The 14,995-nt window shown below is 69.2% G+C and carries 20 protein-coding genes; 9 read left to right on the top strand and 11 right to left on the bottom strand.

The genetic code is table 11. The features are described from left to right. Together rsgA and aroA are read right to left on the bottom strand one after the other, a co-directional pair. The coding region (gene rsgA / locus AC1DWT_RS31635) for a ribosome small subunit-dependent GTPase A (protein ID WP_477923684.1) at positions 1-920 on the bottom strand (920 nt) is incomplete at its 3' end. Beyond that, the gene (aroA, locus tag AC1DWT_RS31630) at positions 866-2,182 is read right to left on the bottom strand and encodes a 3-phosphoshikimate 1-carboxyvinyltransferase (RefSeq protein ID WP_477923682.1); all 1,317 of its coding nucleotides are present in this window, start codon (positions 2,180-2,182) and stop codon (positions 866-868) included. The genes aroA and rsgA, both read right to left, overlap by 55 nt. A gap of 78 nt (positions 2,183-2,260) precedes the next feature. Between aroA and AC1DWT_RS31625 the strand changes: the two genes are divergently transcribed. Beyond that, positions 2,261-3,019 carry an SOS response-associated peptidase gene (locus AC1DWT_RS31625; RefSeq protein ID WP_072937641.1) on the top strand — a complete coding sequence of 253 codons (759 nt, stop codon included), beginning with the start codon at positions 2,261-2,263 and terminating at the stop codon, positions 3,017-3,019. Here the strand turns inward: AC1DWT_RS31625 and ybaK are convergent. Continuing rightward, positions 3,006-3,500 (bottom strand): Cys-tRNA(Pro) deacylase, encoded by a 495-nt coding sequence (gene ybaK / locus AC1DWT_RS31620; RefSeq protein ID WP_072937787.1) that lies wholly within the window; start codon positions 3,498-3,500, stop codon positions 3,006-3,008. The two genes, AC1DWT_RS31625 and ybaK, sit on opposite strands and share 14 nt — an antisense overlap. A gap of 99 nt (positions 3,501-3,599) precedes the next feature. Between ybaK and AC1DWT_RS31615 the strand changes: the two genes are divergently transcribed. Together AC1DWT_RS31615 and rsrA are read left to right on the top strand one after the other, a co-directional pair. After that, the gene (locus tag AC1DWT_RS31615; RefSeq protein WP_072937788.1) at positions 3,600-4,337 is read left to right on the top strand and encodes a sigma-70 family RNA polymerase sigma factor; all 738 of its coding nucleotides are present in this window, start codon (positions 3,600-3,602) and stop codon (positions 4,335-4,337) included. Then, positions 4,334-4,615 carry a mycothiol system anti-sigma-R factor gene (rsrA, locus tag AC1DWT_RS31610; RefSeq protein WP_072937642.1) on the top strand — a complete coding sequence of 94 codons (282 nt, stop codon included), beginning with the start codon at positions 4,334-4,336 and terminating at the stop codon, positions 4,613-4,615. Before AC1DWT_RS31615 ends, rsrA begins: the two co-directional genes overlap by 4 nt. A 70-nt stretch (positions 4,616-4,685) precedes the next feature. On the opposite strand, the gene AC1DWT_RS31605 is transcribed toward rsrA, so the two are convergent. Further along, positions 4,686-4,760, bottom strand: coding sequence for a 50S ribosomal protein bL37 (locus AC1DWT_RS31605; protein WP_022597109.1), 75 nt, complete (start codon positions 4,758-4,760; stop codon positions 4,686-4,688). Between the two features lie 94 nt (positions 4,761-4,854). On the opposite strand from AC1DWT_RS31605, the gene AC1DWT_RS31600 reads away from it, so the two are divergent. Together AC1DWT_RS31600 and AC1DWT_RS31595 are read left to right on the top strand one after the other, a co-directional pair. Next, positions 4,855-5,070 (top strand): biotin/lipoyl-binding carrier protein, encoded by a 216-nt coding sequence (locus tag AC1DWT_RS31600; protein WP_005240095.1) that lies wholly within the window; start codon positions 4,855-4,857, stop codon positions 5,068-5,070. A 20-nt stretch (positions 5,071-5,090) separates the two neighbouring features. Next, positions 5,091-6,593, top strand: a complete 1,503-nt coding sequence (locus AC1DWT_RS31595) for a sensor histidine kinase (RefSeq protein WP_072937643.1) — start codon at positions 5,091-5,093, stop codon at positions 6,591-6,593. A 60-nt stretch (positions 6,594-6,653) separates the two neighbouring features. Here the strand turns inward: AC1DWT_RS31595 and AC1DWT_RS31590 are convergent, their stop codons facing one another. Both AC1DWT_RS31590 and AC1DWT_RS31585 read right to left on the bottom strand, forming a co-directional pair. Next, positions 6,654-6,908, bottom strand: a complete 255-nt coding sequence (locus AC1DWT_RS31590) for a WhiB family transcriptional regulator (RefSeq protein WP_005240099.1) — start codon at positions 6,906-6,908, stop codon at positions 6,654-6,656. A gap of 239 nt (positions 6,909-7,147) precedes the next feature. Then, positions 7,148-8,104, bottom strand: coding sequence for a diacylglycerol/lipid kinase family protein (locus tag AC1DWT_RS31585; RefSeq protein ID WP_387486474.1), 957 nt, complete (start codon positions 8,102-8,104; stop codon positions 7,148-7,150). 76 nt (positions 8,105-8,180) lie between these two features. Between AC1DWT_RS31585 and AC1DWT_RS31580 the strand changes: the two genes are divergently transcribed. Continuing rightward, complete coding sequence (locus tag AC1DWT_RS31580) at positions 8,181-8,618, top strand: hypothetical protein (RefSeq protein WP_095860844.1); 438 nt, start codon at positions 8,181-8,183, stop codon at positions 8,616-8,618. Here the strand turns inward: AC1DWT_RS31580 and AC1DWT_RS31575 are convergent. After that, positions 8,615-9,094, bottom strand: coding sequence for a GNAT family N-acetyltransferase (locus tag AC1DWT_RS31575; RefSeq protein ID WP_072937646.1), 480 nt, complete (start codon positions 9,092-9,094; stop codon positions 8,615-8,617). The two genes, AC1DWT_RS31580 and AC1DWT_RS31575, sit on opposite strands and share 4 nt — an antisense overlap. After that, a complete protein-coding gene (locus AC1DWT_RS31570) occupies positions 9,091-9,702 on the bottom strand; it encodes an acid phosphatase (protein WP_072937647.1) in 612 nt (203 codons plus the stop codon). Before AC1DWT_RS31570 ends, AC1DWT_RS31575 begins: the two co-directional genes overlap by 4 nt. A gap of 69 nt (positions 9,703-9,771) precedes the next feature. Here AC1DWT_RS31570 and AC1DWT_RS31565 point away from each other — a divergent pair, with 69 nt between their 5' ends. Beyond that, positions 9,772-10,569 carry a ParA family protein gene (locus tag AC1DWT_RS31565; RefSeq protein WP_072937648.1) on the top strand — a complete coding sequence of 266 codons (798 nt, stop codon included), beginning with the start codon at positions 9,772-9,774 and terminating at the stop codon, positions 10,567-10,569. Here the strand turns inward: AC1DWT_RS31565 and AC1DWT_RS31560 are convergent. Together AC1DWT_RS31560 and AC1DWT_RS31555 are read right to left on the bottom strand one after the other, a co-directional pair. Beyond that, positions 10,541-11,371, bottom strand: coding sequence for an SDR family oxidoreductase (locus AC1DWT_RS31560; RefSeq protein ID WP_477923676.1), 831 nt, complete (start codon positions 11,369-11,371; stop codon positions 10,541-10,543). The genes AC1DWT_RS31565 and AC1DWT_RS31560 overlap by 29 nt on opposite strands. A gap of 18 nt (positions 11,372-11,389) precedes the next feature. After that, entirely contained in the window at positions 11,390-12,211 is an 822-nt protein-coding gene (locus AC1DWT_RS31555; protein WP_477923674.1) for an NAD(P)H-dependent oxidoreductase, read from the bottom strand. A 100-nt stretch (positions 12,212-12,311) separates the two neighbouring features. Between AC1DWT_RS31555 and AC1DWT_RS31550 the strand changes: the two genes are divergently transcribed. Together AC1DWT_RS31550 and AC1DWT_RS31545 are read left to right on the top strand one after the other, a co-directional pair. Further along, a complete protein-coding gene (locus tag AC1DWT_RS31550) occupies positions 12,312-13,298 on the top strand; it encodes a GlxA family transcriptional regulator (RefSeq protein WP_072937651.1) in 987 nt (328 codons plus the stop codon). 62 nt (positions 13,299-13,360) lie between these two features. Then, positions 13,361-13,774, top strand: a complete 414-nt coding sequence (locus AC1DWT_RS31545) for a VOC family protein (RefSeq protein WP_072937652.1) — start codon at positions 13,361-13,363, stop codon at positions 13,772-13,774. 9 nt (positions 13,775-13,783) lie between these two features. Here AC1DWT_RS31545 and AC1DWT_RS31540 read toward each other — a convergent pair whose 3' ends face one another. Continuing rightward, positions 13,784-14,995, bottom strand: a complete 1,212-nt coding sequence (locus AC1DWT_RS31540; RefSeq protein WP_477923671.1) for an Rv3212 family protein — start codon at positions 14,993-14,995, stop codon at positions 13,784-13,786.

Below are 14,995 nucleotides of genomic sequence, written 5' to 3'. Positions count from 1 at the left end.
GTACACCCTCGCGGGCAGTCCTCGATGGCCGCGGCCAGATCGGAGAACGCGGCCACCACGTTCTCCGGGGAGATGTGGGCCAGTCCGAACGACCGGATGCCCGGGGTGTCGATCACCCAGCCGCCCGACGGGAGCGGCAGCGCGACCGATTGCGTGGACGTGTGCCGGCCCTTGCCCACGCCGGACACCACGCCGACGGCCCGGTCGGCGTCGGGCACGAGACGGTTGACGAGAGTCGACTTCCCGACCCCCGAATGCCCGATCAGCGCGGTGAGCCTGCCGGACAGCATGGACAGGACCTCGTCGACCGGATCGTCGCGGCCTGCCACGACCACGGGGACGTCGAGGTCGGCGAACGCGCTCGCGAACTCCTCGGGCGGCTCGAGGTCGCTCTTCGTCAGGCACACGATGGGGCTCAGCCCGCCCGCGTACGCGGCGACGAGCGCGCGTTCGACGAATCCCGTCCGCGGCGGCGGGTCGGCGAGCGCCACGACGATCAGCAACTGCTGCGCGTTGGCCACCACGATCCGCTCGTACGGGTCGGTGTCGTCGGCGGTGCGCCGCAGCACCGTGGCGCGCTCGGCCACCCGCACGATCCGCGCCAGGGTGTCGGGTTTGCCGGACAGATCGCCGACGACGCTCACCTCGTCGCCCACCACGATGGGGGTGCGGCCCAGTTCGCGGGCGCGCATGGTGACAAGGGGACGCTCGGGGTCGCCGCCCAGAACGCAACCCCACCGGCCGCGGTCGACGGCGACGACCATCGCCGACTCGGCGGCGAGGTGCTCCGGCCGGGTTTTCGTGCGCGGGCGCGTTCCTCGGCCCGGGCGCACCCGGACGTCGGACTCGTCGTACTGCCTGCGACTCAGAAGCTCGCCTTCCGACCGGTGCCCGCAGCCGCGGACAGCATTGTGGCCCACAGGTTCTCGAAACCGGGCAGCGTCTTCGCCGTGGTGCCGATGTCCTCGATCTCGATGCCGTCGACCCGCAGCCCGACGATGGCTCCGGCCGTCGCCATCCGGTGGTCGGCGTAGGAACGCCACCTCCCGCCGTGCAGGTCGGCGGGCACGATCGTGAGGCCGTCCTCGGTCTCGGTGACGTTTCCGCCGAGCGAGTTGATCTCGTGCGCGAGCGCGGCCAGCCGGTCGGTCTCGTGTCCGCGCAGATGCGCGATGCCGCGCAGGCGGGACGGGCCGTCCGCGAGTGCCGCGAGCGCCGCGACGGTCGGGGTGAGTTCGCCGACGTCGTGCAGGTCGATGTCGATGCCGGTCAGCTGCTGGGGGCCGCGGACGGTGAGGTTCGCCCCGTCCCGCCGGACGTCGGCGCCCATCGCCAGCAGGATCTCGCGAATCGCGTCGCCGGGCTGCGTCGTCTCGGCAGGCCACAGCGGAACGGTCACCTCACCGCCGGTGACGGCGGCGGCGGCGAGGAAGGCGGTGGCATTCGACAGGTCGGGCTCGATCACCCGGTCGACGGCCCGCACCGGACCGGGGCTCACTCGCCACGTGTCGGCCTCCCCGCCCGTCGCCGGGGTGGAGACCTCGACACCCGACTCGCGCAGCATCTCGACCGTCATGTCGATGTGCGGCATCGACGGGACCGTCTTGCCGTCGTGATGAACCGTGACGCCCTCGTCGAACGCGGCGGCAGACAGCAGCAGCCCGGACACGAACTGCGAAGAACCGGACGCGTCGATCGTGACCCGGCCACCGCGCAGGGAGCCCGCGCCGCGGACGGTGAACGGCAGGGAGTCGCCGTCGATGTCCGCGCCGAGACCGCGCAGCGCGTTCAGGATCGTGTCGAGCGGGCGGGTACGCGCCTGCTTGTCGCCGTCGAAGTCGACCGTTCCCTCGGCGAGCGCGGCGACCGGCGGAAGGAACCGCATGACGGTGCCCGCCAGGCCGCAGTCGACCGCACCGCCCCGGAGGCGTCCGGGAGTGACCCGCAGCGTCGTGTCGGCGCCGGCCGTCTCGATGCCGATCCCCAGCGTCCGGAGTGCGTCGATCATGAGGTCGGTGTCCCGGCTGCGCAGTGCCCCGGTGAGGGTGGACGGAGCGTCCGCGAGTGCGGCGAGGATCAGCGCGCGATTGGTGATCGACTTCGATCCGGGGAGGGCGACCGTCGCGACGACGGGCGCTTCGGCACGGGGGGCGTTCCACAGGCTCAGGCTCACGGTCTCCATCTTCGCCTATCGGGCGGGTCGCCGGGCGGGGTGGGCGGCGTGTCGCGGGTGTCGGTGGTTCGTGCCACTCTGGTGGGCATGTGCGGCAGGTATGCGACCACTGCGAATCCGGCGACACTCGCGGCCGACCTCGACGCGATCAACGAGGCCGGCGAGGACGAGAGTCCGCCCGACTTCAACGTGGCGCCCACCACGCAGGTCCTCACGGTGGTCGACCGGCACGACGCCCGTCGGATCCGGCGGATGCGGTGGGGTCTCGTGCCGTCGTGGACGAAGGAGCTCGGCAAGGGCCCGGTGCTGTTCAACGCCCGGGCGGATTCGGTCGACAACAAGCCCGCCTTCCGGACCTCGTTCAAGTACAAGCGCTGCCTCGTGCCGATGGACGGCTGGTACGAGTGGCAGACCGAGACCGAGCCGGCGGCCGCCGGGAAGAAGGCGGGCAAGGCGAAGAAGATTCCGTACTACATGTCGCCGGAGGACGGCTCGCGCCTGTACATGGCCGGGCTGTGGTCGGTCTGGCACGATCCCGCGGTCGAGGAGTCGCCGCCCGTCCTGAGCTGCAGCATCATCACCGTCGACTCCGCCGCCCAGCTCGAGAACGTGCACGACCGGATGCCGCTCGTGATGCCCCGCGACCGCTGGGCCGCGTGGCTCGATCCCGAGCACCCCGCGTCCACGGACCTGCTCGAGGTGTCACCCGACGCCATCGCCGACATCACGGTCCGGCGGGTGTCCACGCTGGTGAACAGCGTGAAGAACAACGGTCCGGAACTCCTCGACCCCGACGCGGCCGGTCGCGACGACGCGCAGGTGGGGGAGCAGATCAGCCTGCTGTGACCGCCGCGGTGACAGCTCCGCTGAGCCGCACCAGATCGGCGGGTGCGAGTTCGATCTCGAGTCCGCGCCTGCCCGCGCTGCACAGCACCCGGTCCCAGTCGAGCGCCGACGCGTCGACGACCGTCGGAAGTGTTTTCCGCTGTCCGAGCGGGGAGATGCCGCCGAACACGTAACCGGTGGAGCGCTCGGCCTCGGTGCGGTCCGCCATCACGGCCTTGCCTGCGCCCAGCGCCGCGGCCGCCGCCTTCAGGGACAGTTTCTCCGGCACCGGCAGGACCGCCACCGCCAGCTTGCCCGTGTCGAGTTTGATCACGAGCGTCTTGAACACCTGGTGGGCGGTGACGCCGACCGTCTCGCCCAGCGCGTCGACGGCCTCCGAACCGTACGACTCCGCCCGCTCGTCGTGCGCGTAGCTGTGCACGGTGTGGTCGATGCGCTGTGTGACGAGCAACTTCGTCGCGGGAGTGGCAGTTCCGGCCATGGACGAACACTCTGCCACGCGGTGCGGGAACACCGCGGGCGGGAGTCGTGTTGGTACCTGCAGAAGACCCGTGCATCGAAGGGAGTGGTCCGTATCGTGATGTCCTCGGTAATCGAGCCCACGTCGCGTCTGCAGTTGGCGGTAACGTTGACGCCCACGGCGACCGAAGGGATCAGCGTGCAGGAACATGACCGTCCGACGGCAGAGAAGGCCGAGCCACAGGACGAGTTGATCGCGCGTTTCGAAAGGGATGCGCTCCCACTTCTGGATCAGCTGTACGGCGCTGCTCTGAGGATGACCCGGAACCCGGCGGACGCCGAGGACCTCGTGCAGGAAACGTACGTGAAGGCCTACACGGCGTTCCGGTCGTTCCGCGAGGGCACCAACCTCAAGGCGTGGCTGTACCGGATTCTCACGAACACGTACATCAACTCGTACCGCAAGAAGCAGCGGCAGCCCGCGCAGTACCCGACCGACGAGATCACCGACTGGCAGCTGGCGGCGACGGCGGAGCATTCGTCGACCGGGCTGCGGTCCGCCGAGGTCGAGGCACTGGACGCGCTCCCCGACGACGACATCAAGGAAGCCCTTCAGGCCCTGCCCGAGGAGTTCCGGATGGCCGTCTACTACGCCGATGTCGAGGGCTTTCCCTACAAGGAGATCGCCGAGATCATGGGCACCCCGATCGGGACCGTGATGTCGCGACTGCACCGCGGGCGCAAGCAGCTCCGGGGTCTGCTCGCCGACGTCGCACGCGAACGAGGATTCAACCGTGGCGGCACCGACGAGGTGGCCGGCGACAGTGTAGTGAGTGCGGAGCAGGAGGTTTCTCGGTGAGCGAGCAGGACGAATTCGAGCAGCTCGACTGCTCCGCCGTCATCGCGGACGTCTGGCTGATGCTGGACAGTGAATGCGACGAGGCCTCGCGGGCGCGGCTGCAGCGGCACCTCGACGAGTGCGGGTCGTGCCTTGAGGCGTACGGCATCGAGGAGAAGGTCAAGAGCCTCGTGAACCGCAAGTGCGGCGGTGAGCACGCACCCGAGAGCCTGCGTCAGAGGCTCTCCATCGAGTTGCGGCGGACGATCCTCATCACGAATACCGAACCCGAGTCGTAACCCGTCAGAACAGCAATCAGGGGCCGGAAAGCATCGCTGCTTTCCGGCCCCTGGTGCGTTCTACGGCGCGTCAGGCGTTGGGACGCTTGCCGTGGTTTGCGGCGTTGCCCTTGCGACTGCGCTTCTTGCGACCACGCTTACCCATGAGTAGATCTCCCTTCTTTTCACCACAGTCTTCCACGTGTGGTTGGGTGTCCTTGCAACAGGGCTTTCTCGACACCCGGGAGTGAAGGATCACAATGGCAGAAGACGTGCGCGCCGAAATGGTTTCGACGGTGTATCAGGTTGTGGTGAGCGCGGGTGACGAGGTGAAGGAAGGCGACACCCTCGTCATCCTCGAGTCGATGAAGATGGAGATCCCTGTCATCGCCGAAGAACCCGGCACGGTCACCTCCGTGGACGTCAAGGTCGGCGACGTGATCCAGCAGGGCGACCTGATCGCGGTCATCTCCTGAGCTGACTGACACACCCCACGATGTCGACCCTGAGCGATCTGCTCGCCGAACACACCGACCTGCCCGGCGAGGCCGTCGACCACCTCCAGCGCGTCGTCGGCGAATGGCAGTTGCTCGCCGACCTCTCCTTCGCGGACGTTCTGCTGTGGGTCGGAGCGGACTCCGCGGCCACCAACCCGACCGGCACCGTGATCTGCGTCGCGCACTGCAGGCCCACCACCGCGTCGACCGCGTTCCCGGAGGACGTCGTCGGGACCGTCGTGTCGGAGTCGGAACACCCGCAGGTGCTGCAGGCGCTGCTGGAGGGCAACGTCGTGCGCCCCGAGGACGGCGGCGGGCACGCGGGTCTGCCGCCGCGCGGCGACGCGGTCCCGGTGCGGTGGAACGGCGAGGTGATCGCCGTCCTGAGCCGCGACACCAACCTGTCGCACCAGCGGGCGCAGAGTCCGCTCGAGGTGGCGTATCTCGACTGCGCGGAGGACCTGTGCCAGATGATCAGCGACGGCACGTTCCCGATCCGTGAGGCCCGCTCGGACACCAACTCGAGCCCCCGCGCCGGCGACGGCTTCATCCGCCTGGACACCGACGGCAGCGTGGTCTACGCGAGTCCGAACGCGCTGTCGGCGTACCACCGGATGGGTCTGAGCTCGGACCTGATCGGCCAGAACCTCGCCGCCACCACACGATCACTCGTGACGGATCCGTTCGAGTCGCAGGAGGTCGCCGGATACATCCGCGACACGATCGCCGACAAGCCGGGCCGCCGGATGGAGATCGAGGCCCGGGGAGCGACCGTCCTGCTGCGGGCCCTGGTACTCAAACCCGGCGGCAAGCGGGTCGGCGCCGCCGTCGTCGTGCGGGACGTCACGGAGGTGAAGAGGCGGGATCGTGCCCTGCTCAGCAAGGATGCGACGATCCGCGAGATCCATCACCGGGTGAAGAACAATCTGCAGACCGTGGCGGCGTTGCTGCGGTTGCAGGCCCGCCGCACCAACAACGAGGAGGCCCGTCAGGCGCTCAGCGAATCGGTGCGCCGCGTCACGTCGATCGCCCTCGTGCACGACACGCTGTCGATGTCGGTGGACGAGGAGGTGAACCTCGACGAGGTCGTCGACCGGCTCGTGCCGATCCTGTCCGATGTGGCGACGGTGAGCACCCCGATCAAGGTCCGCCGGGAGGGCAGCTTCGGGGTGTTCTCCGCGGAGCGGGCCACACCGCTGGTGATGGTGCTGACCGAACTCGTGCAGAACGCGATCGAGCACGCCTTCGAACCGGGCGCCGCGGGCACCGTCACGATGAGGGCGGAACGGTCGGCGCGCTGGCTGGACGTCGTGATTCACGACAACGGCAGGGGACTGCCGCCCGGTTTCAGCCTCGAGCGGTCCGACCGGCTCGGTCTGCAGATCGTCCGGACCCTGGTGGCCGCCGAACTGAACGGTTCGCTGGGTCTGCACCCGGGGGCGGAGGGTGGAACGGATGCCGTGTTACGCGTACCGCTGGGCCGTCGTGGACCGCGGTACTGACCGGCGGGCAAGCAAAAGGCCCGGCACCATGTGGTGCCGGGCCCGTCTCCTTCTGAAGTATCAGACGGTGGTGCGTGCACGCGTCCGAGCGTTCCGGCGCTTGAGTGCGCGACGCTCGTCTTCGCTCATGCCGCCCCACACACCGGCGTCCTGGCCCGACTCGAGTGCCCACGAGAGGCATTCGGCGGTCACCGGGCAGCGGTTGCAGACAACCTTGGCATCAGCAATCTGCGCGAGAGCCGGACCGCTGTTGCCCACGGGGAAGAACAACTCGGGGTCTTCGTCGCGACAGATTGCCTTGTGGCGCCAGTCCATCCTTCTGCTCCTTAACTGGGTGCGTCGTGCACCGTTTCGTCTTCATGAGTTCATGTGTGCGTAGAGAATGTTTCCGCACTGTTGCTTGTGAATGCTTTCACGAACTGGCGGGATGTCAATAGAAAACCGCCGCACCGTGGGGGAGCTCACGTAGTTAGGCTGCCCTTCGAGGCGCGCCGTCCTTTTTACCTCGCGCCGGCGCTTCCCGCTAGGTGAAAACGGGGATACTCGAGAATTGCTCAGGGTCGCGGCGGCGCGACGACATCCAGCGCGTCGGGCACCGACACGAACTCCACCACGTTGCGAAGTCCGATGTAGTCGCCGTCCATCTGCAGTCCGATCGGCTCCGACGCGGAGATCCGCACGCGCGGCACGTCGTCGACCCGGACGAGTTTCTTCGCTTTCGGCCGGGTGCCGGGGGTCAGCAGCTGGCGCGCCACCCGCAGAGTGGTGAGGATCGCGGTGGATCGCATCGCGAACACCCCGAGGCCGGTGTCGTAGGTGGTGTCGGGATTGGTGTGGACTTCCCGCTTGTTCAGATACGTCCAGGGACTCGCGTTCGACACGAAGGCGTAATGAACGCCCTCGACCGGATCGCGATCGGGAACCTCGACGGTGAGGGTCGGCTCCGCGTACTTCGACCGGAAGAACACGCGCACCGCCGCGCGGACGTATTGCGCCGGTGTGGCGGGGCGCCCGTTCTTGCGGTGCATGTCGACCGCCTCACACACCTGGGCGTCCCAGCCGACGCCCGCGTTGAACGTGAACCAGCGGTGGTCACAGTGGGCGAGCCCGATCCTGCGCCGCTGCCGGTGGGAGAGGAGATCGATGAGCTGGTTGGTGGCGTCCACCGGGTCGGGAGCGATGCCGAGCGAGCGGGCGAACACGTTCGCCGATCCGCCGGGGACGACGGCGATCGGGGGTATCGGCCCCACCGTCACCGCGCTCATCGACTTCGGGTCCGGGGTGCCGAGCAGCCCGTTGACCACCTCGTTCACGGTGCCGTCGCCGCCGTGGACGATGATCAGGCCCATCCCGTCGACGCAGGCCTGCTGCGCCAGTTCGGCGGCGTGGCCGCGGTGCGTCGTGTGCGCGACCGTCAACCGCACCCGGCTCGACAGCGCGTGCGCGAGCAGGTCCCGCCCGGCCGGGGTCGTCGATGTGGCATTGGGGTTGACGATCAGCAGCGCGCGCACGGGGCCCAAGCCTAGCCGGGGCGGCACGTGTCACCGTCCGAGGCCGCCGGCGGCGGGGTGTTCTAGGCTGGCCGACGTGCCGAAGCCGTCTCTCAGCAAGTCCACGCCCACCACGGTCCGCGCGGCGGGCGCCCTGGTGTCGCTCGAGGGCGCGGTGGCGGTCGGTGTCGCCGTGGTGCTGGTGGTCCGGGGGCTGCTGGGGCACGACCAGAGCGTCAGCAGCGGATACGGCACCGCCGCCTGGTTCGCCATTCTCGGTGGCGCCGTGCTGGCCGCCGGGCTCGCCCTGATCTTCGGCAGGCGCTGGGGGCGGGCGATCGCGATCGTCGCCCAACTGCTGCTGCTTCCGGTGGCGTGGTCGCTGCTCACCGATTCCCACCAGCCGTTCTTCGGTGTGCTGCTCGGCGTCGTCGTGGTGGGAGCCCTCGGGTGCCTGTTCAGCAGCCCGACGTCGAAATGGATGGCCGCCGAGTACGGCCAGGAAGCCGACGCCGACAACCCGTCCGAGCGCTAACTCACCTCGGACGCGAGGCGGCCGAGCGGATCCCCGGTGAGCCGGTACGTCGTCCACTCGTCCTGCGGTCGCGCGTCGAGGGACTCGTAGAACGCGATCGACGGCTTGTTCCAGTTGACCACCGACCACGACAGCCGCGTGTAGCCGTTGTCGACGCACTCCTTCGCGAGCGTGGCGAGCAGGGCTTTGCCGTGACCGGAACCGCGTTCGGACGGGCTGACGAACAGGTCCTCGAGATAGATGCCGTGCGTTCCGTCCCATGTGGAGAAGTTCCGGAACCACACCGCGATCCCGACGACCCGGTCGTCGTCGTTCGTCGCGACGTGGGCGAACGTGGACGGCTGCGGACCGAACAGGGCGTCGTCTATCTGGTCGGCGGTGACGGTGCACTCGTCCCGGGCCTTCTGGTATTCGGCCAGTTCGTAGATCATCGCGGTGATCGCGGAGACGTCCTCGGGTACTGCGCGTCTGATCATCGGGCACCTTCCGTCGTCACGTTGTGGCTGATCACCTGTTGCGCCCCGTGCTCGAAGCCGAGGACGGAGTACGCGCCCGGCGACATCGCGAACCGGCGCCCCTCGCTGACGGGAAGCTCCGCCCAGCGCGCGATGAGCGCGCGGGAGAAGTGGCCGTGCCCGACGAGGATCACGTCACGGTCGACCAGTTGGGAATGCGCGACGGACAGGACGAGGTCGCAGCGGGTGTGCACCTGCTCGGCCTGTTCGCCGCGCGGGCACGGGTGCGTCCACACTGTCCAGTCCGGCACCTGCTGCCGGATCTCGGGCGTCGTCATGCCCTCGTAGATCCCGTAGTCCCATTCGGCGAGCGCGTCCCAGGTGCGCTGGATCTTCAAACCCGCCAGTTCCGCCGTCTCCTGGGCGCGTTGCCGCGGGCTGACGATGACGAGGGGGTCGCGTAGCGCGAGGGCGTCCATCGCCGGGCCCACCTGCCGTGCCTGGGATTCACCCAGTTCGGTGAGGTGGACGTCGGTCCGGCCGGTGTGTTTACCCCAACGGGCCCATTCCGTTTCGCCGTGCCGGAGGAGGACGATCCGACGGCCGCGCGGCGAATCACTGGGTGGCATCCATCCATCATGTCAGTCAATCTGCGTGTATGGCTCGCCTCCGGCGACGAAGTAGGTAAGGATCGAGCCGTGACAACGGTTCTTGCAGTGGCAAATCAGAAGGGTGGGGTCGCGAAGACCACCACGGTCGCCTCACTCGGCGCAGCTCTCGTCGGGCTGGGCCAGAAGGTTCTGGTGGTGGATCTCGACCCGCAGGGGTGCCTGACCTTCTCCCTGGGGCACAACCCGGACCGCCTGGACGCCTCCGTCCACGAGGTGCTGACGGGTGACCTGGGGGCGCGCGAAGCGGTGATCGACACCGAGGACGGTGTCGCGCTCCTGCCCGCGACGATCGACCTCGCGGGCGCGGAAGCGTTGCTGCTCATGCGTCCGGGTCGTGAGTTCGCCCTCAAGCGCGCTCTGGCGCCGCTGCTGGACGACTACGACACGGTCATCATCGACTGTCCGCCGTCGCTCGGTGTGCTCACGCTCAACGGGCTCACGGCGGCGCAGTCGGTACTGGTTCCGCTGCAGTGCGAGACGCTCGCGCACCGCGGTGTGGGGCAGTTGCTGCGGACGGTCACCGAGGTGCAGCAGATCACCAACCCCGACCTGGTGCTGCTCGGTGCGCTGCCGACGCTGTACGACGCGCGCACCACCCACAGCCGGGACGTGCTGTCCGACGTGTCCGACCGCTACAACCTGCCGGTCCTCGCGCCGCCGATCCCGCGGACGGTGCGGTTCGCGGAGGCGACGGCGTCGGGTGCGACGGTCCTGGCGGGGCGCAAGAACAAGGGCGCCCAGGCGTACCGGGACCTGGCCGAGAACCTCGCCAAGCACTGGGCGGGATCCGAGCTCGCTACGTTCTCGCCTGGAAGTGGCGAGTAAGTTCCTCCGGCGTGGGATTCCACGCGGCGGGCCAATCCTGTTGGCGTAGCTGGGCATCCGTGCCCCCGTCGGCGAAGACGACGCTTCCGCAGAACAGTGTCGACCCCGGTCCGAGCAGGAATTCGACGAGCGCCGCGATCTCGTCCGGGCGTCCGCGCCTGCCGAGCGGCACCGGATAGAAGTCCAGGGCCTTGGCCAGTTCGGGGTCGAGGTCGTCCCCGCTGGTCATCGGCGTGTCGATCATGCCCGGGGCGATCGCGTTGAGCCGAATTCCGCTGCCGATCCATTCGGGCCGCACCGCTTCTCGCCGAACCCACCAGGCCAGCGCGAGCTTGGACGCCGGATACGCGGGAATGGCGGTCACCTCGTCGCCGATGCGCACCGCCTCCGCCTCGTCACCTCGCAGGCACGCCGTCACCAGATTTTCGGGAACTCCGGGCTGGGTGGTGGTGCTGCTCGACGAGATCACTACCACCGAAGCGCCGTCCGCGCGCTCGAGAACGGGCTTCAGGGCCGTCACGAGTTCCACGGCCCCGAAATAGTTGACGGCGATCAGCTTGCCGCCCGGGACGTGGGACAGCGATCCGAGTCCGGCGCAGCAGACGAGGCCGTCCACGACGCCGCCGCTCCTTTCGGTCACTGCGGCCGCCGCCGCGGCCCGGCCGCCGGGGGTCGACAGGTCGGCTGTCACATCGGTGTGGCCGAGGTCGACGCCGATGACGGTGTGGCCGCCGGCCTCGAGGGTGTGGCGGCTCGCCGCCCCGATGCCCGAGGCCGCGCCGGTGATCACGTAGGTTGCCATGCCGTGAATTAGAACACGTTACACCGCGCAGCGGGTGGGGACTTCGGCCTCCGGTCCGTGCGCCGCGGAATCCGCGTCGGCGTAGTGGGCGCGCAGTCCCGTGACGCCGGGTGCCCGGTCCTCGCGCAGCACGAACCGTTCGTCGTAGTCGCCGCCGTTCTGTGAGCGGAAGGGCAACGGCGCGTCGGTGAACAGGCCGGACACGCGATCGATCACGCGGGCCGCGACGCCGGGGTAGTGCTCGGCGCGCAACCGGTCCGCGCTGTCGATCAGGACCGGGGGCAGCACGGACATCCCCGTGTACCAGAAGATTCCGTGGTGGATGGGGAACAGGACCTCGTCCATCTGGCCGTTGATTCCGCGCGGGCCTGCGCTGTCGGCGCTGCCGCCGAAACTGACGACGGTCATCGCCCGCTTGCCGGCGAGGGTCCCCTCGCCGTACCGCCGGGTGGAGCCGTCCTCGCGGCGCACCCCGTATCCGTAACCCTCGACGAACACCCGGTCGAACCAGCCCTTGAGGATCGCGGGCATGCCGTACCACCACAGCGGGAACTGCACGATCACCGCGTCGGCCCACCCGAGTTTGCGCTGTTCGGCGAGGATGTCGGGGGCCAGGGTGCCCTCGGTCAGTGCCTGCCCGGACCGCGCTCCCACCAGGAGGCGGCCGCTCGGATCGTGCGCGAAGTCGTCCGCCGTCACCACCGGATTCCATCGCATCTCGTACAGGTCGGAGGTCCGGATCTCGTGGCCGGCGCCGCGCAGTGCCGCGAGGGCATCGCTGCGCAGTGCCGCGTTCAGGGACTTCGGCTCGGGATGTGCCGACACCCAGAGGATCTTCATAGTCCACCTTTCGCTCGGTCGCCGTCGACCCTTCCGATCATGGATCGGCGTACGTCGCCGCACCAGTGGCCGGTGAGACACTGTGTGAAATAATCGGGCCATGTCCGAATCGAGCGGCGAACGGCCGGCGCGCCGCCACCGCGTCGTCGTGTTCGTGCGCGACGGCCTGCTTCCCATTGAATTCGGAATCGTCCACCGACTGTTCGGCGAAGCGCGATCGCGGGACGGCGAACCGCTGTACGAGGTCCTCACGTGCGCCCTCGAGCCCGGCATCGTCCGGACCGACACCGACGTGACGCTGTCGGTCGAGCACGGCCCGGCGCTGCTCGGCACCGCCGACACGGTCGTGGTACCGGCGTCCGATCAGGATTACGAGCCGCCGGAGGACGGCGGACTGCCCCGCCACCTGGCGGACGCCTTCGCGCACATCCGGCCGGGCACCCGGGTGGCCTCGATCTGCACGGGATCGTTCGTTCTCGCCGCCGCCGGCCTGCTGGAGAACCGGCGAGCCACGACGCACTGGAAGTCGGCGGACGCGTTCCGGAGGCTCTACCCGGACGTGCACCTCGACCCCGGCGTGCTCTACACCCACGACGGCACCGTGCTCACCGCCGCCGGTGTCGCATCCGGAATCGATTTGTGCCTGTACATGATTCGTGTCGACCACGGTGCGTCGGTGGCCAACGAGGTGGCGAGGGGAACGGTCGTGCCGCCTCATCGCAGCGGCGGTCAGGCGCAGTTCGTCACCGCGCCCGTCCCGGAGGCCGACGGTGCGTCGACGTCGGGCGCGCGGGCACGGGCGCTGGCCCGCCTCGATCAGCCGCTGTCGCTGCGGGAACTGGCTGCGGGGGAGTCGATGAGCGTGCGCACGTTCACCCGTCGATTCCGCGCCGAGACGGGGATGTCGCCGACGCAGTGGATTCTCGAGCAGCGGATCACCCGCGCCCGTGAACTGCTGGAGAACACCGACCTGCCGGTCGACGACGTGGCCGGGGCCGCGGGATTCGGCACCGCGACCTCCTTGCGGCAACACCTCGCGCGCACCGTCGGCGTCTCACCCTCCGCATACCGCGCCACCTTCCGCTGACGGGCGCACGGTGTGCCCATTCGTCCAAGAGCGGGGGAGCGTCCGGCGCTAACGTTCGGCGCATGACGGTCTCGGACACACCTCGCAACAACACGCTGACGATGCGGGCTCAGCCGCTCCTCGCCGTCGACGACGTCGAACGGGCAGGCGAGTGGTACCGGAAGGTCCTGAACGCACGCAGCGGTCACGGTGGGCAGGACTACGAGCAACTCCTCGTCGACGGGCACATGATCCTGCAACTGCACCGACTCGACGAAGGCCACCACCACGGCCCCCTCGGCGATCCGTCACTCGCGCGCGGAAACGGGGTGGCGATCTGGTTCGAGACGACCGACTTCGACGGCACCGTCGCGCGGGCGCGGGAGGCGGGAGTCGACGTGGTCACGGACGTGCACGTCAATCCCAATGCGGGACATCGCGAGATCTGGCTCCGCGATCTCGACGGCTACCTCGTGGTGTTCGCCGAACCCGCCTGAGCGGCGACCTCAGCGCAGCGCCACCACACCGTCACCGCGCTGTTCGAGCACGACGTCGCCGGCCACCGTCGTGGTGATCGGCCCGGTCGTGGTGTCCCGCGCGACCGGGATCGTGCGCAGCAACGCGCCGTTCGACAGATCGAGCACGGCGATCCCGGATTCCACCGGAACCAGCAGGTTTCCGGCCATCACGGCGCCGGGGCCGAGAGCGCCCGGGAAGGTCCAGCGGGGAACGAGATCGGACGCGCCGAACGAGACGACATCCGAACCGGTCCACCAGGTGACCACCGAACTGCTCGCGGACGTGACCGGATCCGGTCCGATCTTCAGGGCGAGCGCGTATTCGGACACGGCGTTGCCGGTGCCGTCGAACAGGCCGATCCGCGGTCCGGTCGTCCTGCCCGCGGGCAGGTAGACGGCCGTGGTCTCGCCCGACACCCCGAGGATGCGCGCACCCTCGACGCCGGCGGCGACACCCGCCAGGACGCTCGACCCGTACTCCTCGGGTTCCTGATTGTCCTTGGGCGAGGGGTTCATGACCGTCAGACGATCGGCCACCTCGCCGGGGCAGCGCTCGAGCACGGACAGCCTGCTGCTGCTCGAACCGGCGTCGATCAGCGTGCATCCGCTGCGGGGTTGCTTCTTGGGGTTCACCGGCGCGTCCACCCGCCCGTACTCGACGGTGCGCACGAGGTCGGAGCGCCACAGTTCGAGACGGCGGTCGCCGCGGGACGCGACATAGGTTCCGTCGGCCGTCAGCGTCACCGCGGGATCGGCGTCGCTGTTCCGCTGCGCCAGACGCTCACCGGTGCCGCCGTCGAGTTCGGTGACCTGAGAGCATCCGCGGTCGTCGCGGTACACGGCCACCACCTTCTCCCACGACGCCGTCACACCGCACAGGTCGAGATCACGCTCGTACCGCCACAGCTCGGCGCCCGACATCCGGTCCCGGCCCACGACGTCGCCGCCCTCGGCGGTGACGACAGCACCACCGACGACGAGGGGCGCTGTGGCGGAACTGACGGAGTCCCAGATCGGGCTCAGTGTTTCCGGGACCGTCAGGGCCGTGACGAGCGCAGGCGGCGGCTCGGCGGCGGTGACCGAGGTGGTGCCCCGGGCATCGCTGCGGAACCACACGACGGTGAGGGCGACCACGACCGCGACGGCGATTCCGGCGGCGACGACGAGATCGGCGCGTGAGCGCCGCTCAGGTGCGAGCAC

This window comes from Rhodococcus sp. P4_B6, assembly GCF_056402215.1.
This window is presented reverse-complemented; position numbering and strand designations above follow the sequence as displayed.